Source organism: Kribbella shirazensis (assembly GCF_011761605.1).
Lineage (GTDB): Bacteria > Actinomycetota > Actinomycetes > Propionibacteriales > Kribbellaceae > Kribbella > Kribbella shirazensis.
In genome coordinates, this window is the sequence record NZ_JAASRO010000001.1 from 4,512,804 (window position 1) to 4,535,839 (window position 23,036).

Sequence of the window (23,036 nt, forward strand, 5' to 3'; positions counted from 1 at the left end):
GGACAGTGTCCGGTCCGGAGGAATCGCCGGTGCAGGCCGGCGCGGTTCGCGTCGCAGGTACCGTCGACTCGACGACCAGCGGTGCGCCGACCAGCGGTGTGCCCGTCCGAGCGGCTGATGTCGTGCTGTTGGGTGAGATGGCCGGATCGGGTTATCGCACCCCACCGGCACTGGTCCGCCGCGCGGACGGGCAGATGATTCAGCTGACCAGGCTGTTGTATCTGGTGCTGGAGGCGATCGACGGTCATCGTGGCGACGCCCAGATCGCGGAGCTGGTCAGCGCGAGTTACGGCCGGTCTGTGTCGGCGGCCAATGTAGCGGCCCTGGTGCAGAGGCTGCAGCCCCTTGGTCTGGTGCGCGCCGCGGATGGGTCGGAGCCGCGTGTGCGTAGGTCGGATCCGCTGCTGGGGCTGCGGTTCAGGTATGCCGTCACCGACCCGCGTCGCACCCAGCGGATCACCCGGCCGTTCGCGCGGCTGTTCAGTCCGTTGCCCGTGGTGGGCATCATTACGGCGTTCGTGTACGTGTGCTGGTGGCTGTTGTTCGACCAGGGGCTGGCGTCGGCCGCGTACGAGGCGTTCCACACGCCCGGCTTCTTGTTGCTGGTCTTCGCAGTGACCGTGCTGTCGGCGGGATTCCACGAGTTCGGCCACGCGGCGGCCGCCCGGTACGGAGGATCGACGCCGGGCGCCATGGGCATGGGGTACTACCTGTTCTGGCCGGCCTTTTACACCGACGTCACAGACTCCTACCGGCTCGGGCGCGGCGGGCGCCTACGCACCGACCTCGGCGGCTTGTACTTCAACGCCATCGTTGCCGTGGCGACGGTCGTGGTCGCCCAGGTGACCGGGTACGACGCACTCCTGCTTGTCGTGGTGACGCAGATTCTGCAGATGATCCGGCAACTGCTGCCGACCATCCGCTTCGACGGCTATCACGTACTCGCGGACCTGACCGGCGTCCCCGACCTGTACCACCACATCAAACCGACCCTGACCGGCCTGCTGCCCTGGCGCTGGCGAGACCGCGACAACCGGGCGCTCAAGCTGTGGGCCCAGGCGGTCATCACCGTGTGGTGCCTCACGGTTGTGCCGCTGATGCTGGTCGTGTTGGCCCTGACCGTGGTGATGCTGCCCCGGGTAGTGGCCACCGCCAGGGCGAGTGTCGAAGAGCAGTGGCGGATGCTTGCCGGTGGCTGGCACGACGCAGACCTTGTCGAGGTCCTGGCTCGTGGGCTGGCCATCCTCGCGCTGGCGCTGCCGCTGCTCGGCCTGGGGCTGCTGCTGTGGCTGCTGGTCGGCAGGATGGTGAGGTCTGTGTGGCGGCGCACCGCGGGTAAGCCCGCGCAGCGTTCAGTCGCCGCGGTCGTCGCGTTGACGATCATCGCGGTGCTCGGTTGGGCTTGGTGGCCGCACGGCGACCGGTACCGGCCGATCACCCCGAACGAGCGCGGCACTGTCAGCGACTTCGTCGATCGGGCACAGCACACGACCTCGCAGCCTCCCACCGGCAGTGGACAGCTGCAGCAGGGGGACGTGAGTCGGACACAGACCGTGTGGCCGGCCGGAGTGAAGCGACCCACCCGCCAAAGCCCGACATTGGCTCTCGTCATGGTGCCTCGTACGTCGGGCAGCGCTCGAGTGGTCGCACCGTCGACCTCATCTCCGACCACCGTTGCACCCACAGCCCCGCCATCTCCGAACGACGCTTCGAGCGGCCTGCCTGTCGTGGGTGACCCGCAATCACCTGGCGCTCCGGTGTGGGTGTTCCCCTTCGACAAGCCACTTCCTGCGGGACCAGGCGACAACCAAGCGCTTGCCGTCAACACCACCGACGACACCGTCATCTACGACATCGCCTTCGCTCTGGTCTGGGCCGAGGCGTCCTCAAATCCGGTGACGAACACCAACGAGGCCTACGCATTTGCAAGTTGCACGCACTGCGCGGCGGTGGCAATCGCCTTCCAAGTAGTGCTGGTCATCGGTGACGCTGACATCGTCGTACCCCAGAACCTCGCCGGAGCACTGAACTACAACTGCGTACAGTGCCTGAGCTACGCACTGGCAACCCAACTTGTCGCGACCTTGGACCGCCCACTCTCGGTCGATGGCATGGCGGCGCTCAATCAGGTGTGGGCACGGCTGGCGGACTTCGCGCGTTCGATCCAGCAGTACCCGCTATCCGAATTGCGCGACCGGCTCACGTCGTTCGAACAACAGATCCTCGCCGTCATCGCCGCCGATGGTGCGCTGACCGTGCCCGACAAGCCCCAGACATCAACGCCGACAACGCAACCAGGACAGGATCCGACCGACGCGGGCGACGAGTCGCCCGCCGCCGAGAAGACCCCCACACCCTCATTCAGCCCGAGCGAACCACCACAGGTCGCACCCACGAGTACCCCCACGACAACGACCCACCCAGTGCCCACACCAACCACATCCGGGACCAGCCCGACGGATCAGACCACACCAACTCAGACCACACCAACTCAGACCACGCCGGATCCCTCCACCACGCCGACCGACACAGAAACGCCGACCCCCACGCCGACCCCCACGCCGGCCGAGTCAGAAACGCCGACCGCCACGCCGACGTCGCCATGACCCCCCCGATCCGGCCTACCACCGAGCGCCGGCACTGCGGACAGACAGCAGACATGCGAGGTATCGCAGCGCGGCCGATGCGTGGGAATGGGTACAGCGCACGAAGCCGGCACCTCCGGTCTGGTCGTCGACACCGGTCCGTGGATCTTCGGTCGCAAAGTACTGCTGCCGGCAGGCGTAGTGGACCGCGTCGACACCGAGGAGCGCAAGGTCTTCGTCGACCGCACCAAAGACGAGATCAAGGACGCCCCCGAGTACGACGAGACCGCCGGCGTAAACGACGATTACCGGACCCGCCTCGGCGGCTATTACGGCGGCTTGTACCGGTAGACCCCGGGAGCTCTGGCTCGGCAACATCCGGCTCGGAAGCTTGCCGGCGCGGTCTTGATGCACCCGCGCCGGTCACCATGCTGACGAGCGATCCAACGGACGTTTGCGCGACTCTGCGACAGCCGGGTGACGGTCATCAAGATCTGACGAGTCAGATGCCGAGGGCCTTGCCGTCGATCACCTGGGCGGTCGGCGGGGCCTTCGGGGCCGGTACCTGGTTGTAGTCGCTGAACGACAGCGCATCGGTGCTGGACGACTCGAGCCGTACCGGCCGCGCGGTCGCGGTGTCGACCCAGAGCGTCCCGTCCGGGTCCCGCAGGCCGATCGACTCGACCCCGTCGACCGTCCGCGGCGCGGTCTTGCGCAGCGTGCCGCTCGGCTCGAACAGCGTGTCGAAGAACTCGCTCTTGCTGCCGAACGCCGCGAAGTCCTGGAGCTCCTTGTTGCTCAGCGACGTCTTGATCCACCGGCCGGCGATCAGCCCGACGAGCGCGTCCGCCTCGGCCTGGGACTTGGTCTGCGCGCGCCAGAACTTGTCGCTCATCTTCAAGTACGCCGTGCGCCCGATCACGATCACCGACATCGAGGCGCCGTTGACGCTGATCGACCCCTGGCCCCCGGCCTTGCCGAGCCCGACGTCGAGCACGATCCGGTCCTTGCCGTCGGTCAGCGACCCCTTCATCTGCACACTGTCGGCGGCCTTCGCGGCGGCCTGCGTCTTCCGCAGGATCGCCGCCGCCGACAGCCGCGAGATCGTGTCCGGCGGCGTGGACGGCTTCGTCACCGTCGGTGTCGGACTCGGAGTCGGCGGTGGCGCCGCCGAGGTCGTGACCGGAGTGGATACCGGCGCAGGTGTGGGCGTGCTCCCCAGAGCGTCGTTGGCTGCCGGGTCCGATCCCTGGCAACCAACCACGAGTGAAGCCAGCACGCCCACCATCGCGCCGGCAGCCAGACGACGTGTCCGCATCTTGCTCCCCCTTCCGCACAGTTCGGTGCAGATACCAGGAAGATGCGGACGCCGTCCGAAAAGTTGCGATCAGCCCTCCGAGGGATTCCAGTAGCGGTCGTCGAGAAGGTGCAGGTCGCGGAGTCCCGCGGCGACCAGCTCGGAGTACAGCGTGGCGCCGTACTCCGAGGTGTGGGTGTCGTCGCGCTTCTCGCGGGTGAGGTAGAGCGTCTTGGCGGCCTCCGGCCCGAGGCTCTCGACGACGGCCTGTGACCGCGCCGTGAGATCGATCAGGTCGACGTGCTCGGTCGCCGCGACCGAGCGCATCTCGGACGGGAGGTCGACGCCCAGGCCGTTGACGATCAGGCCCGCGGAGTTGAGCTTCGTCCCGGTGAACCAGCGCCGGACGATCGGAGTCACCAGCACCGGCGTCGCGCCGGTGGCCCGGATACCGGCGACGATCTCGGTGAGGTTGGCGCGGAACTGCTCGGCCGTCGTCTGTTTGTCGTTGTGGCCGAACTGCACGAGGACGACGTCCCGCGGCCTGAGCTGCGGTCGCAGCGCCGCCCACATCCCGGGCTCGGCGAGGAACGACACCGTGCTCTCGCCCGAGCCGGAATGGTTCACCACCGACAGGCCGTGCCCGAACTGCCTGGGCAGCCGCTGTCCCCAGCCGGTGTACGGCGCGGTCTCCTGGTCGGTGACCGTGGAGTCGCCGGCCAGGAACACCCGTCTGGTCGCCACCGGAGCCGGCGTCACCACGACCTTCTCCGGCACCGCTCCGGTGAGCCGCAGTTGTAGTCCGGGAGTTCCCGGTCCGCCGAAGCCGTTCTGCTGACCTTCCGGGTCACGCACGTTCACCGTGAAGTGCAGGACCGCCTCGGAGCTACCCGAGAAGAGCAGGCGCCGGGCCTCCGCGACCACCTCGACGGGGTGGTGCTGGTCGCCCAGCACCACCGTCACCGCGTAGTCGCCCGGTGGAACATCGTACGTGCACGTGACCGGCGCCTCGCCAGTGCAGTCCGCCGCCGGTGCGGCCGCGTCGGCAGTCATCGGCTGGGCACCGAGTGCCAGTACAACCCCTGCCGTGAGTAAGCGCAGCATGTCGACCTCCTCACGGGTTCACGATCTGGTTGCCTATCAGGGCGAGGGTTTGGATGGCTGAGAGGCCGTAGAGGGCTGTGGTGTTGGTGGAGACCCACTTGGCGGCCTCGGTCGGGTTGAGGGTGCTGGTCACGTCCTCGGCGGTCCAGGGGAGCGTCGGGGCATAGCCGTCGCCGGTGTAGAACTCCTTCCACGCGCGGGCGGCCAGGTCGTCGCGGTCCAGTCGGACGGAGGCGTACGCCGTGAGTCGCGCGTGGCCCTGCCGCAGGATGAGGTTGCCGAAATGCGCACCGCACTCGGCTGTCTGCTCTGCACGGGTGGCGTTGAAGAGCCGGCAGTACTGCAGCCAGGCGGCCTCGAACTTCGGCATGTCCACCAGGTCGATCAGCTCGGCGCAGATCTCCACCTCGCCGAACATGGCGCTCAGGTGCGACACACTCACGATCTTCTCGGTGACGGGCGCGAATCGACCGGTGTCCAGGTCGTACAGCCCGCTGCCGGTCACGAACCCGTTGGGCATCGCTCCGATCGTCTCCATCGTCCCGAGCAGCTTGGCCTTCGCTACGTCGGCCTTCGGTCCCTGACGCTCCCACTCCGTCAGCCACGCAGCGGCCAGACCGCTCCAGTCCGTACCTAGGCCGATGGACAGTGCATGCGGGTCAGGTGTGTACGGCTCCGTCCGGATCTTCCGCAGCGGGTCCAGTACCAGGAAGGTCTTGTCCGAGTCGACCAGCTCCGACAGCAGGTCGCCAGTACGTTCGTCGGCCGTCAGGTAGTAGTAGAACCGCCGGTACGCCGCCGTACTGATCCGCTGCTGCTTCGCACTGTCCGCCCAGTGCTGTACGCCGTGCCGCGTACCCAGACCGGCCCACTGCCCCAGGTGATAGACGTCGACCTCGCCGGTGTGCCGCGTCATCGCCTCGGCGAACCGGAAGATGTCCGCACGCCCGGACCGCAGGAACGCGTACCAGAGCCACAGGTCCGGTGACAGCTCCGAGTTGTCCCACGCGTACCCGCCCACGTCGTACCGCCAGACCAACCTGTCCTCGTCGAACGTGTGCATGATGTCGCCGTAGTCCCAGAACCCGTACCAGTGCCGGGACTCGACCTGTCCGCGGTAGAAGTCGAACAGGAAGTCCAGGTGATCCTCGATCGCCTTCTTCGCCGGCACCGACCGGTCGACCGGACTGAACAGCCCACCGAACACCCGCGTGCTCACCAGATGATCCACGGGGTTGATCAGTTGTGGTGGTGTCCGCACCTGGTCCGCCAGGTCACCCAGCCGCGCGGCCGACGGCGTGGCCTCGAGCGCCCAGAAGGTCAACTCCGAGGTCCGGGCGATCCCGTACGGCGTACCGAACGCGGGCTCGTAGTCCTCGTAGGTGATGTTGAGGCCCTCGAGCTGCTTCGGGTACGTGTCCTGGCCCATGCCGTCGTGGTAGAACCGCGTGTCCATCGCGCCGGCGTCCGGCGACCAGAGCCACACGGTCACCTCGGCCTCGTCCGTCGCGGCGTTCCGGATGTCCAGCTGGGTCGGATGCCGTTGCCAGAAATCCCTGAGCCCGAAGGCGAATCCGCCGCTCACGCCACCGACGTACCCGAGCCCGGACGCGCGTTTCCCCTGGTCGACGGGCACCCAGCCGAATCCCGTCTTCGTCCGTTTGCGAACCGTGAACCCGTCCGAGGTCAGCTGGCTCAGCGAGTAGTCACCCCACTCCGGGATGTACTGCAGCCGCGTCGTCACCCGCTGGTCCCACGTCGACGGATCCGGCAGCTTCGTCCCGGCGATCTGTGCCGCCCGTACGGCGGCACCCGGATCGCGCCGCAGGCCGGTGATGCCCTTGACCGCCTCGGACACCGCCCCGTGCCCCTCGCCGACGAACCGGACGTGCCGGTCGTACGCCGCATCGCGCATCGGCACCGAGAAGCGCACACCGAGCCCCGCGATGTAGTCCTTCTGCCCGTCGCGGTCGTAGACGAACGTGTGCACCATCCGCACGTTCTCCGCACCGGCGACGAAGTACAGCCGGATCGAGAACGGCAGCCACGTCATGCCCTTGCGTGACTTGTGCCGGCCCTCCACCTTCACCACGGCCCGCACCGGACCGGCCTGCTCGACGGTGACCTTCTGGACGTCGCTCTCGTACCGCTCCCGGACCGCGCCGCCTTCCTCGGTCTCGGCGATCTTGTCCTGCTTCAGGTTGACCAGGACACCCTTGTGCGCGATCAGCACGTCACCGCGCCAGATCTGACTGACCACCTCCGATCCGCTCTTCCGGATCCTGGTCCGGATCACTCCGGTGTCCACGTCGACGTACAGCTTCTCGTTCTTGACCGTGACGGGCCGCGCGGGTGCGGTCGCCGTACCTGCGCCGAGCGTGTACGACTCGGCTGGTGTTTCCACTGCGATCGCGTGCGCGCTCCACTTGAGCGAGCCGTCCGGCCAGTAGGCGGTCGGCCAGCTCTGCACCGGTACGTCGGTACCGTCCGAGGCCTTCAGTGCGAAGGACTGGTTCGCCGGTACGGCGCCCTTCGGCCACGGCGTACCCCAGGTCGTGACAGCCGCTGTGGTGGGCTTGCCCTCCAGCCAGCTGAGCTTGACGTCGGGGGCTCCAGCAGCCGCGGCTGGTTGGATGTTGCTGTCCAGCAGGGATACAGCAGGTACTGCGGCCAGACCTGCTAGGACAGTGCGTCGGGAGACCTCCATGCCGTTCCACCTCTGTCGTTTCGGTGTTCGGGGATCAGGGACAGGTTCTGGATCGCTGCCAGCGCGTACTGCGACGCGCCGTTGGTGCTGACGAACGCGGCCTCGTCGACCGGCATCAGGGCGCCGGTGACGGGAGTGGTCTTCCACTCCGTTTCGCGTTGCATGGCGTTGCGGTTGAGCTGGTCGCCTTCGTCGACGAAGAACTTGCGCCAGGCCAAGCGGGCGAGCTCCGGGTCGCCGGTGCGCGCGGCGGCGTACGCGGCCAGTCGGCTGTGGGCCTGGACGAGTGAGATGCCCTGCAAGGGCTGACCGACCTCTGCGGCCTGCTCCTCGGGTGAGAGCAGGTAGAGCCGGCAGTAGTCCAGCCATGCCTTCTCGAACCCCGGTACGTCGAGGTCCAGGTCGATCAGCTCCGAACAAATCTCGGGCAGGCCGAACAGTGACGACAGGTGCGACACCGCGATGGAGCTCCGGCTGGTGTCGAAGCGGCCGGTGGACAGGTCCAGCCGGGCGCTCCCGGTGAGGAAGCCGTACGGGAGAGCCGCGATGTCGGTCATCGTCCCCACCAGCCGGGCACGTGCTCGTTCGTCTCCGTACCGCTCCCACCTGGTGAGCCAGGCAGCGGCCAGCGCGCCCCAGTCCACGCCGAGCTCGATGGACAGTGCATGGGGGTCGGGGGAGTACACGTCGGGCCGCACCTTCCGCTGCGGGTCGACGACGAGGAACGTCTCCTCGATGGCAGCCAGCTCGTCCAGCAGGTCACCTGTCCGCTCGTCGGCGGTCAGGTAGTAGTAGAAGCGCCGGTAGATCGCACTGGAGATCCGCACCTGCTTGCAGCTGCAGCCCCAGTGCTGCACGTTGTGCCGCGACCCCAGCCCCTTCCAGCGACCAAGGTGATGTACGTCGACCTCACCTGTGTGGCGGGTCATCGACTCGGCGAAGCGGAACACGTCCGCCCGGCCCGTCCGCAGGTACTGGTACCAGAGCCAGAGGTCCGGCGACAGCTCCGAGTTGTCCCACGCGTACCCGCCCACGTCGTAGCGCCACGTGTGCCGGTCGGGGTCGTAGGTGTGCATGACGTCGCCGTAGTCCCAGAACCCGTACCAGCGTCGCTGTTCGCGTTGACGCACGTAGTACTGGAAGAGGAAGTTCAGTCGGGCCTCGATGTCCTGGTCGTCGGCTGTGGGCAGACTCCAGGTGCCGAACACACCTGCCTCCAGCAGACGCGCTGGAGAGACTGTCAGCAGGCCGGGGGAGTTGAGTAGGGCAACGTGCTCGGACAGCTCAGCTGCGGACGGTGTGGACTTGTGGACGCGGAGACTGAGCTCGTGCGTGCGAGCGATGCCGTGCGCGTTGCCGAATCCCGGCTCGTAGTCCTCGTAGGTGATCTCGAGTCCCTCGAGCTGTTCGGCGTGCGTGTCCTGGTCCATTCCGTCGTGCCAATACCGCACGTCCATCGCCGGTGCACTGGGCGACCACATCCACACAGTGGCCGTGGCGACGTCAGTGGCCGCGTTGCGGATGTCCAGCCGGGTCGGATGCAGTTTCCAGAAGTCACGCAGCCCGAAGCCCAGTCCACCGCTGACGCCGCCGACGTACCCGTAGCCGGGCGCTCTGGTCCCGGACGGGATAGTGATCCAGCCCTGTCCCGGTCCGGTGCGTTTGCGCAGGGTAAAACCGTCCGCACTGGTCTGGTCGAGCGTGTAGTCGTTCCACTGCGGGATGACGTGCAGGCGGTCGGCCACCTCCGGGTTCGGGATCGCTTCGACAGCACGGCCGGCTACTTGCGTACGACGTACCTCTTCACCTGGATCGCGGCGCAGACCGGTCAGACCGCGGACTGCCTCGGTGAGCAGCCCGGACGGGCCAGCGAGCCGGATGTGGCGGTTGTGCGGCTCATCGCGCATCACAACGTCGGCGCTGAGTCCCAGGCCCGCCAGGAAGTCACGGTCCGGATCGCCGTCCCAGACGAAGCTGTGCATGATCCGTACGTCGGTAGCGCCCGCATAGAAGTACAGCCGCACCGAGAACGGCAGCCAGTCGCCGTGCTTGCCCTCCAGCCGTACCACGGCCCGCACCGGCCCGTCCTGCTCGACGGTGATGCGGTCCACGGTCGCGGTCGTCTGCTCGCGCACCGCTCCGAGGTCGTTGTCCGGCGCGCTCTGCCGCAGACTCACCAGCCGTACGTCGCGCACGATCACCTGCTCGCCGACCGCGATCGACGCGACCAATCGTGGTTTCCGCAGCGTCCACGTCACCTCACCGGTCGTGACCCGGACCTTGTCGCCGACCCGCTCGACCTGCACCGGAGCATCAGGCGCCGCGGGCTCACCCGTGACCAGCTCGTACGACGACTCCGGCCGCTCGGACGGGCCGATGGCATGTGCGGACCACTTGACCGAACCGTCCGGCCACGTGGCGGTCGTCCAGCTCTGCACCGGCGTACCGTCGGCCAACGCGAACCGGGTGCCCTCGGCAACCGTTCCGCGCGGCCACGGAATGCCCCACGAAACGCCTTGTCCACAAGGAGTTTCCAGCCATTGCAGGATGGTCATTCCTTCACCGACCCGATCAGCACACCCTTCGCGAAGTGCTTCTGCAGGAACGGGTAGAAGAACAGGATCGGCAGCGTCGCCACGACCACGACCGCGAACTTCAGGCCCTGCTCGGGGAACGTGACCGTCTCGAGTTGCTGCAGTACGTTCGCCGAGTCCGCGTTCGCCGCGGTGAGCTGGCGGACGATCATCTGCAGCGTCCACTTCTTGCTGTCGTCGATGTAGAGCAAGGGCGACATGTAGTCGTTCCAGATCGCGACCGCGTAGAACAGCGAGAACGTCGCGATGATCGGCTTCGACAACGGCAGCACGATCCGCAGGAACACGTTCAGCTCGTTGCACCCGTCGATCCGTGCGGCCTCCTCCAGCGCCTCGGGCAACTGCTGGAAGAAGGTCTTGACGACGATCAGGTAGAACGGGTTGATCGCGAGCGGCAGGATCAGCGCCCAGTAACTGTTCAGCAGGCCGAGGTCACGCACCACCAGGTACGTCGGGATCATCCCGCCGCTGAACACCAACGTGAAGATCACCATGTTCAGCACCAGTGCACGTCCCGGCAGCTGCCGCTTCGCCAGCGGATAAGCCATCGTCAGCGTCAGGATCAGCTGCACCGCCGTGCCGACCGCGGTCACGCAGATCGTGGTCAGCAACGCGCGGATGAACGTGTCGGTGGAGAAGATGTACTGATACGTGTCGGTGACGAACTTCTCCGGCCACAGGAAGAACGGCCGCGAGCTGATCTCCGACTCGGTCGCGAACGACCCGGCCACCACATACAGCAGCGGCAACACGGTGGTCAGCGCCAGGCCGGCCAGCAGCACGATGTTCAGTACGTCGAAGGCGCGGCTGCCGGCCGAGTCGTAGTACCGGACGGACTTCTGTTTCTTCAGCATCGTCAGTGTCCCCTCAGAACAGGCCGCGCTCGCCGAGGCGCTTCGCGAGCCAGTTGGAGCCGAAGATCAGCAGGACACCGATCACGCCCTTGAACAAGCCGACGGCGGTCGCATAGCTGAACGCGCCCTGCGTGATGCCGACGTAGTACACGAACGTGTCGAAGACGTCGGCGACATCGCGGTTCAGCGACGTGGTCATCAGCCAGATCTGCTCGAACCCGGAGTCCAGCAGGTTGCCGGAGGTGAGGATCGCCATCACCACGATGGTCGGCCGGATGGCCGGCAGGGTGATGTGCCAGAACTGCCGCCACCGGCCCGCGCCGTCCACCCGGGCCGCCTCGTACAGCTGCGAGTCGACCCCGGCCAGTGCGGCCAGGTAGATGATCGTGCCCCAGCCGGTCTGCTTCCACAGCAGCTGCAGCACGATCAGCGGCCGGAACCAGTCCGCCTGTGCGACGTAGTCGGTCTTCTCGCCGCCGAGCACGCCGTGGATCCAGTTCGCGATCACGCCGAAGTCGACCGAGAACAGCAGGTAGGTCAGCGACGCGACGATCGTCCAGGACAGGAAGTGCGGGATGTAGATGAGCGACTGCACGGACCGCTTCAGCACGTTGACGCGCAGCTCGTTCAGCATCAGCGCGACCACGATCGGGGCCGGGAAGACGAAGACTATCGTCAGCAATGCAAGCAGCAGCGTGTTGAACATCAATCGGCCGAAGTCGGGCCCGGTGAACAGCTCCTGGAAGTGCTTCAGTCCGACCCATTCGCTGCCGGAGTACCCGAGGAACGGCACGTAGTCCTTGAACGCGATGGTCAGGCCGTACATCGGCAGGTACTTGAACACCAGGAAGTACGCCAGGCCGGGCAACAGCAGCAGGTACAGCCAGCGATAGCGGAGCAGGTCCCGGCGGAGATCCCGGGGCCGGCGCTTCGGCGGGGGCGCCGGCCGCGAGGAATCCGCGGCCGGCCGCACCACCTCCGGCACGAGGTCGGTTGCCATCGTCAGCCGCCCGCCTTGGCGGCCAGGTCGTTGACCTCCTTGGCGATGTCCGTGCCGCCGCCGTCGTACCAGCGCTTGATCTGCGCCTTCAGCTGGTCCTCGCTGATCGCACCGGACAGGTACTTGATCCGCGCGTCCGGGACGATCGTGTCGAGCGTCTGGCCCTTCGCCACCGAGGTCGGTGCGATCACGCCGAGGGCCGGATTGTGCACGGCCGTCTTCAGGTCCTCGTTCATCAGCACGTCGAACGACTCGCGCATCTTGCGGCTCGCCTCGTCGGCCGGCTTCACCTTGTAGGCGCCCAGACCGACGCTGGCCCGGGTGCCGAGCTGGATGAAGGCCTTGTCCACGTCGTTCTGGATCGCCTTGACCTTCGGGTCGTTCTGGTTGATCGGGACGGCGTACTCGCCCTCGACCTCGAAGTTGCGGCCCTCGATGCCGTTGGTGAGCAGGATCGAGCCTTCCTTCGACTGCAGCTTGTCCAGCGTCTTCAGCACGTCGTCGAGCTGCGCCTCGGTCCGGATGCGCTGCTTGGAGATCGCCATCACGTCGTTGTAGCCCGTGAAGGGATAGGAGAACTTCTGCCCGTCGTCACGCTTCAGGTTCCCGATCAGGGTGACCTTGTCGAAGTCCTTCGGGTTCTTCTCCTTGAACAGGTCGAGCAGTTGGGTGGCGCGCACGTTGACGTCGATGATCATGCCGCCCTTGCCCTGCACGAACGGGTCGTTCCAGTTTCCGGTGTCCAGCGTGGCGAAGTCCTTGTTGACCAGACCCTCGGTGATCCACTTCTTCAGCCAGCGGTTGGCCTCCAGGAACTCCGGGGTGTCGAAGCCCGGGACCAGCTTGCCGTCGCGCTCACCCCAGCCGTTCGGCGCGCCGAACCAGGTCTCGATCACGTCGTACGGGCTGGCGCTGGCGTAGTTGCCGGGCCACTTCGGGATGATCAGGCCGTAGGTGTCCTTCTTGCCGTTGCCGTCCGGGTCCTGCTCGGTGAAGGCCTTGGCGATCGCGTAGAGGTCGCCGACGGTCTCCGGCTCCTTCAGGCCGAGCTTGGCCAGCCAGTCCTTGCGAATCACGATGCCGGAGCGCAGCGCCGGCCGGACCCGGTAGATGCCGTACGTCTTGCCGTTGACCATCGAGTTCTTGGCGGTCTGCTCGTCGGCCGGCTTGAGGTTCGGGTACTTGTCGAGCTTGCCGGTCAGGTCCCAGAAGGCGCCGGCCTCGGCCGCCTTGACGAACGACGGGCTCTTCTCGTTGACCACCATCACGTCCGGGATGCTGTCCGAGGCCAGCGTCACGTTCGCCTTGTCGCCGTACTCCGCGTTCGGCACCCAGGTGACCTTGAGTTTCTTGCCGATCAGCTTCTCGACGGCCTGCTGCATCTCACCGTTCGGATCGGGCGCGGTACCGAACAGCTTCGTCATCACGGTCAGCTCACCGAAACCGGCCTGCTGGTCGGCGTCGTCGCTGCCGCCGGAACAGCCGGCCGCCAGGAGCGCTGTGCTGAGCGCCAGCGAGGTCGCTGCGATGATCTTGTGTCGCAGTCGGGGGAGTGTGGACATGAGTTCCCTTTCAGTTACCACTCGGGTGCAGGCGCGCCTCGTTCTCGGCGAAGAAGCGCAGGCAGAGCCAGGTGTTGAGCTGGATCCAGCCGCCACCGGCCAGCACGATCCCGAACAGCGGGAACTTGCCGGACAGGTAGCCGACGGATATCGCGACGAACAACAGGACCAGGGACGACGCCGGCCGCGCGAGTGCGATCAACGATGCCTTGGGCAACAACGTGCGAATGCCGAGGTCGTAGTGCACGGCCATCGGCAACGCGTAGGCCGAGATCAGCCCGAGCGCGACGAGCGCGACCAGACTGGCCAGCCGGGGGAGTGCGGCACCGACCGCCGCGAAGTACAGGTAGTTGCCCACCAGTACGACGGCGGCCGCGACCAGGGGGAGTACCACGAGCGTGCCGCGGCGGAACTCGCGGCGGAACGCGGTACGGAAGGCAGCAAAGGCATGAAACGATTCATCGGATGACCGGCGTCTGGCCAGCGAATAGGCGGCAAGTGTGGCCGGCCCGATACCGAGCGCGACTCCGCCGAGGAGGGTGAAGAGGATCCACAGCGCATTGAGCTTGATCGCCCACAACACCTCGTCTGCAACGTCGTACAGCTTGATTGCCCAGCCTGTAGTCATGCCGGTTCCTGCCTTGAATCGGGCGAAAAGTGATGTGACCGTATGGTTGAATCGTCTCAATGTCAAGGCTTCGGAAAGCGTTTGTCAGAGACCGGTCACGGGTTGCGGGAAACCGGTTTTGCGCGAAGCCGCAGGTCAGGACGGCGAGACGCGCAGATTCGCGTATTCGCCGATCAACGGAGCCATCTGGCGGAAGCCGAGCTTGCCTCCGGGCAGCGGCTGATCGTCGCGCCAGCCGAAGCTGACCAGGTCGTTGATCGCGAACGTGACCTCGCCCTGCCGCACCGTGAGTCGCAGCCGGTACGGGCCGTCGGCGTCCGCGACGTCCGGGATCGGATCCGCGCCCTGCGCGACGAGGTGGAAGCCGTAGCTCTTGCGCAGGTTGCAGGTGTGGAAGGCACGCTCGGCCGGCCAGCGGCGGCGGAAGTACGAGACGTGGTAGGTGTCCAGGTCGCCGTGGTGGTACTGGTCGTACGGCCCGGTGCGCGGCGACAGGTCGAAGATGTCCTCGCCGGCGCGGCCCCTGGCGTGGAAGAACAGGATGCACAGGCCCGGCTCACGGACGGGCCAGAAGTCCCACTCCACGGTGATGTCCGGGGGGAAGTCCTCCGGACACCACAGCACCACGTTCGCGTCCTGTCCGTCCTCGGCCGGGCGCACGCTCTCCAGCCGGAGGCGGCCGAGCGGGAACGACGTCGCGCCGTCCCCCTCGAGCCGGAAGCCGTCGAGGTCGGCCGGCGAGGCGAGCGGGTTCTCGTAGTAGATCGTCATCGGCGGCGTTGGTAGTAGCTGGACTCGCGGACGATCAGGTCCGGCTGGAAGATGACCTGGCGGTGCTTGTGCCGCTCGGCCGCCTCGACCTCCTCCTGCAGCAGCTCCATCGCGGACCGGCCGAGCAGCTCGGCCGGCTGCCGCACCGACGACAGCGGTACGGCGGCGGCGCGGGCGAAGTCGATGTCGTCGTACCCGACGATCGCCATGTCCCGCGGGACCCGCAGGCCGGCCACCGCCATGCCCTGCAGGAACCCGAGGGCGAGCAGGTCGTTGGCGAGGAACGCCGCGGTCGGCCGGAGGCGGGCCGGGAGCGCGGCGATGCGTTCACCGATCGCGCGGCCCTCGACGACGCCCATCACGTCGACCTCGTAGTGCTGCAGGTCGACGCCGCCGGTCTCCTCGGCGGTCGCGGTGATCCCGGCCCTGCGGTCGGCCACCTGCTGCATCGTGAACGGCCCGCCGACGAAGGCGATCCGGCGATGGCCGGACTCGATCAGGTGGTTCCCGGCGAGACGTCCGCCGAGCTGGTCGTCGACCGACACCGAGCACAGGCCGCGGTCCGCCGTACGGTCGACGAGGACGACCGGCGTACCGCGGTCGACCAGCGCGGTGAGCCGCGGATCGCTGCTGTCGAACGGGGTGATGAGGATGCCCATCACGCGCTGCTGCTCGAGCTGGTCGAGGTGATGGCCCTCGCGCACGGGGTCGGTCTTGCTGTTGCAGAGCATCACCACCGTGTCGTGCTCGTACGCGAGCGACTCGGCACCCTCGGCGAGGTTGGTGAAGAACGGGTTGCTGACATCGAGGACCACGAGGCCGACCGTCCGGCTCTTGCCGGCCCGCAGATGCCGCGCCGCCTCGTTCCTGACGAAGCCGAGCGCGTCAATGCTTTCCTGCACACGTTTGCGCGTCGCCGGCGCCACGATCGAAGGCCGGTTCAAGAAGTTGCTGACCGTACCCACCGAGACCCCGGCCCGCCGCGCGACCTCCTTGATGCTGGGCGTCGCCATCATCCCCCGTCCAGCAGCCGATCCGGTCATCCCGCAGTCTAGTCAGACCGGATTGAATCGTCTAAATCCACCGGACACCGCTTCGCGGCGACAGCCCGTCGGCCGCAGCGGTGGCGCGCTGTCCGTCGGTACCCGGCTTCGCGGTGAGCTGGCGTTCACAGTGCCAGAACGGCGCCGGCGGCGTTGAGCTCCTCCTGCAGGCGGCGTACGTCGATCTGTTGTACGGGGCGGGCCGTGGTCACCGCCTGGGCTGCGGCGATGCCGGCGGCCTGGCCGAGCATTTCGTACTGGACCTCCATCCGGACCGACGCGAAGGCGACGTGCGAGGCGCTGAGGCAGACCGGGACGAGAAGGTTCTGGCAGTCGTCGTAGCGCGGCACGATGCAGCGGTACGGGATCTGGTACGGCGCGACGCCGACGGACAGATAGCCCTCGTTGAACACCGACGCGACCGGATCCGGATGCTCGTAAGCGACCGACCAGGTGCGCTGCATCTCGCGGATGTCGACGTGATAGGAGCCCATGGCAACGGAGTCGTACTGCGCGACCGGCCGGGGGAGGAGATCGTGCTGCGTGAGGACGTACTCGCCGCGCAGCCGGCGCGCCTCGCGGACGTACAGCTGGTGGGGGAGACCGCCGGTGTCGGTGAACTCGTCCGGCGGAAGACCCCACGCGGACAGCCCTTCGCGAACCGGCAAGGGCACGTCCGGGTCCGTGGTCATGAACCAGAGGAAGTCGCGGGTGTAGTCCTCGTGACGCTGCCTGATGCGCTCGCGCTGGGCGCGGTCGGCCTCGGGGTAGGCCCAGTTCGTCCCGTCGAGCAGGCTGAGCGACAGCGGGCCGATCGAGTTGCCGTCACACTTGGCGTTGGGCAGGTTCGGCACCAGGCCGATCACGTCGCCCGCGGACAGTTCCACACCGTTTGCCCGCAGTACGGCGAACCACCGCCGCGCCAACTCCCATTCGGCTGGGTCGTAACCGGGACGCTGCTCGAACGGAATCCGGTCCGGCGCCTGGGTCAGGCACACCCGGTAGCCGTAGGCCATCACGCCGCCGTCGCCCGCGCCCACCTCCGCCAGCGGCCGATCGTGGACCAGCGGCAGGACGCCGCCGTCGGTCAACGGCGACACGAAGGACGGGAACTGGTGTTTCCCGGGCGCGAATTCCCGCCGCCCGGCGAGCGATTCTCCGTACTGCGTCCTGCTCTCACGCCCCACGTCGTACGGGACGCCGGCCGCGGCCATCAGATCCCCTTCGTACGACGCATCGACGTACACGCCGGCCGCGTAGTCGCCGGCCGTCGTACTTATCGAGGTGATCACATCGTCGGCGAGCTGCGCCCCGGTGAGGGCGGCTTCGAGGACCACGTCGACGCCCGCGTCCTCGACCCAGCCGGTGAGGATCGACTCCGCCACGTGTGGCTCCGGCCCGGCGTAGTGGCCCGGCGGTACGCCGTACCGCTCGGCGATCGCGAGCATGAACTCCCGCCCCAGCCCGCCCAGCACCCGGCTGTCCCCGAGATCGGTGTAGCCCAGTCCGCCCGACACCATCCCACCGAGATGGCGCCCCGGCTCCAGCAACACCACCCGAGCCCCGGCCCGCGCAGCCGCCACCGCGGCGCAGACGCCACCCGCCGTCCCGCCGTACACCAGCACCTCAGTCATCGCCCAAACCCTACGTCGGCACCCGCCGCCCACAGGTCACCTGCTCGGCGCACGGGGCGGCTCGGTAACACCGTGTTCACAATTGGGCAACAGGTCCGTAATCGCCCGTTGGCACTGTCGAGGCGGGTCGGTTCAGGAACACCTGAGGGAAACGGCCTCGACGAAGGGATGGACAGTTGACCTACAAGGCCGAGTACATCTGGATCGACGGTACCGAGCCGAGTGCGCGGCTCCGGTCGAAGACGAAGATCCTTGCCGACGGCGTCGAGCTGCCGGAGTGGGGCTTCGACGGTTCGAGCACCAACCAGGCGCCGGGTGACAACTCGGACTGCGTACTCAAGCCGGTCTTCTCGTGTCCCGACCCGATCCGCGGCGGCGACCACAAGCTGGTGCTGTGCGAGGTCTACCTCGTCGACGGCACGCCGCACCCGACCAACAACCGGGCCAAGCTCCTCCCGATCGCCGAACAGTACGCCGAGCAGGATTCCTGGTTCGGCATCGAGCAGGAGTACACCTTCTTCCAGGAGGGCCGTCCGCTCGGCTTCCCGGCCGTCGGCTATCCCGCCCCGCAGGGCCCGTACTACTGCGGCGTCGGCGCCGACGAGGTCTTCGGTCGCGACATCGTCGAGCGGCACCTGGACGCCTGCATCGAGGCCGGCTTGAAGATCTCCGGTATCAACGCCGAGGTCATGCCGGGTCAGTGGGAGTTCCAGATCGGCCCGGCCGGTCCGGTCGAGGTCGCCGACCACCTGTGGGTGGCCCGCTGGCTGCTGTACCGCATCGCCGAGGAGTACGACGTCGCGGCGACCCTGGACGCCAAGCCGGCCAAGGGTGACTGGAACGGCGCCGGTGCGCACACCAACTTCTCCACCCGCGCGATGCGCGAGGGCTACGACGCGATCATCACCGCCTGCGAGGCGCTCGGCGCCCCGGGCAAGGTCGAGGAGCACATCGCCGGGTACGGCGACGGCATCGAAGAGCGACTGACCGGCGCCCACGAGACCGCGCCGCACGACGTCTACAGCTACGGCGTCTCCGACCGCGGCGCCTCGGTCCGCATCCCCTGGCAGGTGGAGGTCGACAAGAAGGGCTACATCGAGGACCGCCGCCCCAACGCGAACATCGACCCGTACAACGTCACCCGCCTCCTGGTGAACACCTGCTGCACCGCCCTGGAGAAGGCCGGCCAGGTCTGACCGAAGCCGCATCCGAACTGCTGCCCAGAAGCCGGACTGAGAGATTCAGTTCCGGCTTCTGGGCAGTACGTCGTTCACATGGCGCCGACCGCGGAGCACGAGCCGTCCTCGCGGAGGTAGCTGAAGAGCTTCCTGGCCCGCGAGGACGAAGGACGACAACGGTCGACTCGCAGAACCCACTCGCAAAGCCCGAGGCAGGACAGCGGACCCTCCGAGGTATCCCGCAGCTCTCGCCTCAGTCCTCACGACAGACATCGCCCGGCTCAGCAGGTGATCCCCCAGTTCGGCGGGTGATCGCCTGGCTCGGTAGGTGGTGCCCCGGCTCGGTGGGCGGTGCTCCGGCGCGGTAGGTGCTGCCCCGGCTCGGCGGGTGATCGCCTGGCCCGGTAGGTGGTGCCCCGGCTCAGCAGGTGATCCCCGGCGGGGGGATCGCCTGGCTCGGCGGGTGATCTACCGGCTCGGTGCGGTTGCCGGGGTCGCGAGGGGGCTGCGTCGCAGAGGCGGTGGTTGCGCAGACGGTTTGGGCGCCGCCCGGGATGGCCAACTGGCCTGCCGCCGCGGAACGGCCAACGGGCCTGCCGCCAACGGGCCTGCCGCCGCGGTGTGGCCGACGGGTCTGCTGCTGCGGTGTGGCTAACGGGGCTGCGGCTAACGGGTTTGTGGCCGCGGTGTGGCCGACGGCCTGCTCCCGCGGGGCGGCTAACGGGTCTCCGCCGCGTGTGGCTAGCGGGTCTGCTGTCGTGGTGCGGCCAGTTGGGGGCGAGCAGTTCGTCAGGGCGTGTTGTTTCGCTACCGCCTCGTGCTGAGAGGGCGTGGTGTGCGACGCCGGAGGCGGCTGAAAGGAACTGCGGTCGCGAAGCGGTGTCCTTTCGCGTGTTCCCCACGTTCGAGTACCTCTTCACAGTGGATGTGACTCGTGAGTAACATGTCGGCATGAGTCAGGTGCTGGGGTTGTGGGAGCGGTTGCGTGGGGTGCCGGGTGGGGAGCGGGTGTTCTCCTGGGGGTTCACCTGGAAGGCGCCGTACTTCCGGTCCGTGCGGCCGCGGTTCGTGCAGGTCAGTCCCAACTACGCGGCGCTCACGTTGCCGAAGCGCCGGGCGGTGCTGAACCACATCGGCACCGTGCATGCGATTGCCGTGTGCAACGGTCTGGAGGCGGCGATGGGGGCGCTCGCCGAGGCGACGGTCCCGACGGGCAAGCGGTGGCTGCCGAAGGGCATGGAGGTCGCGTACCTCGCCAAATCGACGTCCGACCTGACCTGCTCCGCCGAGACCGACCCGGACACCTGGACCGCGGGCCCCGACGTGCCGGTGAAGGTGAAGGCGACCCGCGACGACGGCACCGTGGTCGTCGAGGGCACCATCCACCTGTGGGTGACGGACAAGAAGTAGCCGGTCGGTGGTCGCCCAAGTCCCTCCACCCCTGGCTGCGGCAGCTCGACAGTACGTATGTGTCCACTGCGGATGGCAGGAGCCTCCAGCCAGGCGTGCCCGGCAGTGTGGTGGAGGTATACGTACTGTCGAGCTGCAGATTCGAAATAGGGTCCGCGGAGCCCGGCGCAGGACGTAAGGTCTCCGGGTGACTGAGCTGCGGGTGGTGGACGTCACCGAGGAGCACTTGGACTCGGTGTGGCAGGTACGGATCCGGTCGTTCGGGCCGGGCGGCGACCGGGACGAGTGGAAGAAGACGGCGCTGACGTTCGTCGCGGACCGGCGGTTCCTCGGGGTCGTCGACGGCGACGTGCTGGTTGCGGCGGCGCGGATCTGGCCGTTCGAGCAGTGGTGGAGCGGCCGTCGGGTGCCGATGGGCGGAGTGGCCGGTGTCGTGGTCGCCCCGGAGTACCGCGGCCGCGGGGTCGGCAGCCTGCTGATGCGCGGCGTGCTGCAGCGGTGCGCGGACAAGGGGTATCCGCTGACCGGGCTGTATCCGGCGACGACGGTTCTCTACCGGCACCTCGGCTACGAGTTCGCGGGCAGCCGGTACAAGTTCTCCTTCCAGGCGGCCGATCTGCGCACCCTCGGCGGCAGCGGTACGGCGGTACGCAAAGCCGGCCCGGCCGACGCGGACCGGTTCCTCGAGCTCGCCTCCACGGCGCACGAGACCAAGCGCTCGAGCGGCCCGCTCATCTGGCCGCGGTCCGAGATCGTGTCCTGGCTGGAGGACGAGGACAACTTCGCGTACGTCGCCGACGACGGGTTCGTCGTCTACAACTGGTCCGACGGCGACCTGGTCGTCGACGAGCTGATCGCCGGATCCGAGGAGACCGCGCGGGCCCTGTGGGCGACCGTCGGCTCGGGCGCGTCGATCGCGAAGACCGTGCATGCGTACTGCGCTCCGTTCGACCCGATCCACCTCCTCGCCGAGCACGAGGCGGACGGCGACGCACGGATCGTCCGCTGGATGCTCCGCCTTGTCGACGCCCCGGCCGCGCTGGCGGCGCGCGGCTTCCCGGAAGGCGCCGTACTCGAGGCGGAGCTGCGGATCGACGATCCTGAGCTGCCCGCGAACACCGGCGACTGGCACCTGTCGATCGCGGACGGATCCGCCCGGCTCACCCCGTCCGAGCCGTCGACCGACGCGCTCCGCGTCGGCCCGCGCGGCCTGGCGGCGCTGTACGCCGGTACACGGCTGGCTGCGCTGCGCGGCGCCGGACTGGTCACCGGGGGAGACGCTCTAGACCCGGCGCTGGACACGGTCTTCGGCGGACCCACGCCGTACATGCTCGACTACTTCTGACGGGAGCCGCCCGACGCCCGCGAGCACCGAGCAGCGGGCATCCGCGTGACCGCAGTGTCGGCGCGTCGGTTTCCGGTGGCAGCCGGCCGCCGATTAGGGTTGTCGAACAAACGTTCGGAGGTGGTCCATGCGGGTGCTCGGCGTCGACCCGGGACTGACCCGGTGCGGCCTCGGCGTCGTCGAGGGGACACCGGGGAAGCCGCCGGCGCTGGTCGCCGTCGGGGTGATCCGGACGCCGGCCGATCTGGACGTGTCCAAGCGGCTGGTCCGGATCGAGGAGGAACTCGACGAGTGGATCGCCCGGCACCAGCCGGACGCGGTCGCGGTCGAGCGGGTCTTCGCGCAGCACAACGTCCGGACCGTGATGGGGACGGCGCAGGCATCCGGTGTCGCGATGGTGGTCGCCGCGCGGCGCGGGCTGCCGGTCGCGCTGCACACCCCGAGCGAGGTGAAGGCCGCGGTCACCGGGTCGGGCCGTGCGGACAAGGAACAGGTGACCACGATGGTCACCCGGATCCTCAAGCTCAGCGAGCGTCCGACGCCCGCCGACGCCGCGGACGCGCTCGCGCTGGCGATCTGCCAGGTGTGGCGGGGCGGCGTGGCGAGCAAGTTGCAGCAGGCCGCGACCAGCCGGGCGAACCTGGAGGCCCAGGCGCACGCGCAGTCGCGGTTGCAGATGGCGAGATTGCGTGCCGCGGTGGCGGCGCAGGAAGGTAAGCGATGATCGCGTTCGTGCGGGGCCCGGTGGCGGCCATCGGGGTCGACAGTGCCGTCGTCGAGGTCGGGGGCATCGGCCTGCAGGTGTACTGCGACCCGGGCACCTTGGCCGGTCTGCGCCCAGGACAAGAGGCCCGGATCGCTACCTCGATGGTGGTCCGTGAGGACTCGCTGACGCTGTACGGGTTCGCGGACGACGACGCCAAGAACCTGTTCGAGCTGCTGCAGACCGCGTCCGGGGTCGGGCCGAGGCTGGCCCAGGCCGCGCTCGCGGTGCTGAGCCCGGACCAGTTGCGCCAGGCCGTCGCGACCGAGGATCTCGCCGTCCTGGTGAAGGTTCCGGGCATCGGGAAGAAGGGTGCGCAGCGGATCGTCCTGGAGCTGAAGGACAAGATCGGCGCGCCGTCCAAGACGGTCACCGGCCGGCCGCTGCAGGTCCAGGAGGCCTGGCGCGAGCAGGTGCACGCCGGTCTGGTCGGTCTGGGCTGGTCCGCCCGCGATGCCGAGGACGCGGTCACCGCGGTGTCGCCGCTCGCCGCCGAGAACCCGAACCCGTCCGTTCCCGACCTGCTGCGTGCCGCGCTGCGCGTGCTCTCCAAGGCGTAGA

The 23,036-nt window shown here is 68.0% G+C and carries 18 protein-coding genes; 7 read left to right on the top strand and 11 right to left on the bottom strand.

Annotated elements, in window-relative coordinates; translation table 11 throughout:
* The first annotated feature begins 5 nt into the window (after positions 1-5).
* A complete protein-coding gene (locus tag BJY22_RS21915) occupies positions 6-2,606 on the top strand; it encodes a hypothetical protein (protein ID WP_202891210.1) in 2,601 nt (866 codons plus the stop codon).
* Between the two features lie 87 nt (positions 2,607-2,693).
* Positions 2,694-2,936, top strand: coding sequence for a PRC-barrel domain-containing protein (locus BJY22_RS21920; protein WP_202891211.1), 243 nt, complete (start codon positions 2,694-2,696; stop codon positions 2,934-2,936).
* 151 nt (positions 2,937-3,087) lie between these two features.
* Here the strand turns inward: BJY22_RS21920 and BJY22_RS21925 are convergent, their stop codons facing one another.
* The 11 genes from BJY22_RS21925 to BJY22_RS21975 form a co-directional block, all read right to left on the bottom strand.
* Positions 3,088-3,903 (bottom strand): hypothetical protein, encoded by an 816-nt coding sequence (locus BJY22_RS21925; protein WP_167209621.1) that lies wholly within the window; start codon positions 3,901-3,903, stop codon positions 3,088-3,090.
* 69 nt (positions 3,904-3,972) lie between these two features.
* Positions 3,973-4,986 (bottom strand): rhamnogalacturonan acetylesterase, encoded by a 1,014-nt coding sequence (locus BJY22_RS21930; protein ID WP_167209623.1) that lies wholly within the window; start codon positions 4,984-4,986, stop codon positions 3,973-3,975.
* Positions 4,987-4,996: 10 nt separating this feature from the next.
* Positions 4,997-7,693 (bottom strand): exo-rhamnogalacturonan lyase family protein, encoded by a 2,697-nt coding sequence (locus BJY22_RS21935; protein ID WP_167209625.1) that lies wholly within the window; start codon positions 7,691-7,693, stop codon positions 4,997-4,999.
* Complete coding sequence (locus BJY22_RS21940) at positions 7,666-10,248, bottom strand: exo-rhamnogalacturonan lyase family protein (RefSeq protein ID WP_167209627.1); 2,583 nt, start codon at positions 10,246-10,248, stop codon at positions 7,666-7,668. The genes BJY22_RS21935 and BJY22_RS21940 overlap by 28 nt, the downstream gene beginning before the upstream one ends.
* Positions 10,245-11,141, bottom strand: coding sequence for a carbohydrate ABC transporter permease (locus tag BJY22_RS21945; protein ID WP_167209629.1), 897 nt, complete (start codon positions 11,139-11,141; stop codon positions 10,245-10,247). The genes BJY22_RS21940 and BJY22_RS21945 overlap by 4 nt, the downstream gene beginning before the upstream one ends.
* Before the next feature lie 13 nt (positions 11,142-11,154).
* Positions 11,155-12,141, bottom strand: a complete 987-nt coding sequence (locus tag BJY22_RS21950; RefSeq protein ID WP_167209631.1) for an ABC transporter permease — start codon at positions 12,139-12,141, stop codon at positions 11,155-11,157.
* Positions 12,142-12,143: 2 nt separating this feature from the next.
* On the bottom strand, positions 12,144-13,703 hold the full coding sequence (locus BJY22_RS21955; protein ID WP_167209633.1) for an extracellular solute-binding protein: 1,560 nt from the start codon (positions 13,701-13,703) through the stop codon (positions 12,144-12,146).
* A 10-nt stretch (positions 13,704-13,713) separates the two neighbouring features.
* Positions 13,714-14,331, bottom strand: a complete 618-nt coding sequence (locus tag BJY22_RS21960) for a YesL family protein (protein WP_167209635.1) — start codon at positions 14,329-14,331, stop codon at positions 13,714-13,716.
* 135 nt (positions 14,332-14,466) lie between these two features.
* The gene (locus tag BJY22_RS21965) at positions 14,467-15,102 is read right to left on the bottom strand and encodes a DUF1961 family protein (RefSeq protein WP_167209637.1); all 636 of its coding nucleotides are present in this window, start codon (positions 15,100-15,102) and stop codon (positions 14,467-14,469) included.
* Positions 15,099-16,145, bottom strand: a complete 1,047-nt coding sequence (locus tag BJY22_RS21970; RefSeq protein WP_238350427.1) for a LacI family DNA-binding transcriptional regulator — start codon at positions 16,143-16,145, stop codon at positions 15,099-15,101. The genes BJY22_RS21965 and BJY22_RS21970 overlap by 4 nt, the downstream gene beginning before the upstream one ends.
* A gap of 125 nt (positions 16,146-16,270) precedes the next feature.
* The gene (locus BJY22_RS21975) at positions 16,271-17,779 is read right to left on the bottom strand and encodes an FAD-dependent oxidoreductase (protein ID WP_167209639.1); all 1,509 of its coding nucleotides are present in this window, start codon (positions 17,777-17,779) and stop codon (positions 16,271-16,273) included.
* Positions 17,780-17,955: 176 nt separating this feature from the next.
* Here BJY22_RS21975 and glnII point away from each other — a divergent pair, with 176 nt between their 5' ends.
* The 5 genes from glnII to ruvA all read left to right on the top strand — a co-directional run bounded on the left by glnII (position 17,956) and on the right by ruvA (position 23,035).
* Positions 17,956-18,975, top strand: coding sequence for a glutamine synthetase (gene glnII / locus BJY22_RS21980; protein WP_167209642.1), 1,020 nt, complete (start codon positions 17,956-17,958; stop codon positions 18,973-18,975).
* 933 nt (positions 18,976-19,908) lie between these two features.
* Positions 19,909-20,367, top strand: a complete 459-nt coding sequence (locus BJY22_RS21985; RefSeq protein ID WP_167209644.1) for a hotdog fold domain-containing protein — start codon at positions 19,909-19,911, stop codon at positions 20,365-20,367.
* 187 nt (positions 20,368-20,554) lie between these two features.
* Positions 20,555-21,712, top strand: a complete 1,158-nt coding sequence (locus BJY22_RS21990; RefSeq protein ID WP_167209646.1) for a GNAT family N-acetyltransferase — start codon at positions 20,555-20,557, stop codon at positions 21,710-21,712.
* A gap of 127 nt (positions 21,713-21,839) precedes the next feature.
* Positions 21,840-22,436 (top strand): crossover junction endodeoxyribonuclease RuvC, encoded by a 597-nt coding sequence (gene ruvC / locus BJY22_RS21995; protein WP_167209648.1) that lies wholly within the window; start codon positions 21,840-21,842, stop codon positions 22,434-22,436.
* Positions 22,433-23,035 (top strand): Holliday junction branch migration protein RuvA, encoded by a 603-nt coding sequence (ruvA, locus tag BJY22_RS22000; protein WP_167209650.1) that lies wholly within the window; start codon positions 22,433-22,435, stop codon positions 23,033-23,035. Before ruvC ends, ruvA begins: the two co-directional genes overlap by 4 nt.
* Position 23,036: the final 1 nt, after the last annotated feature.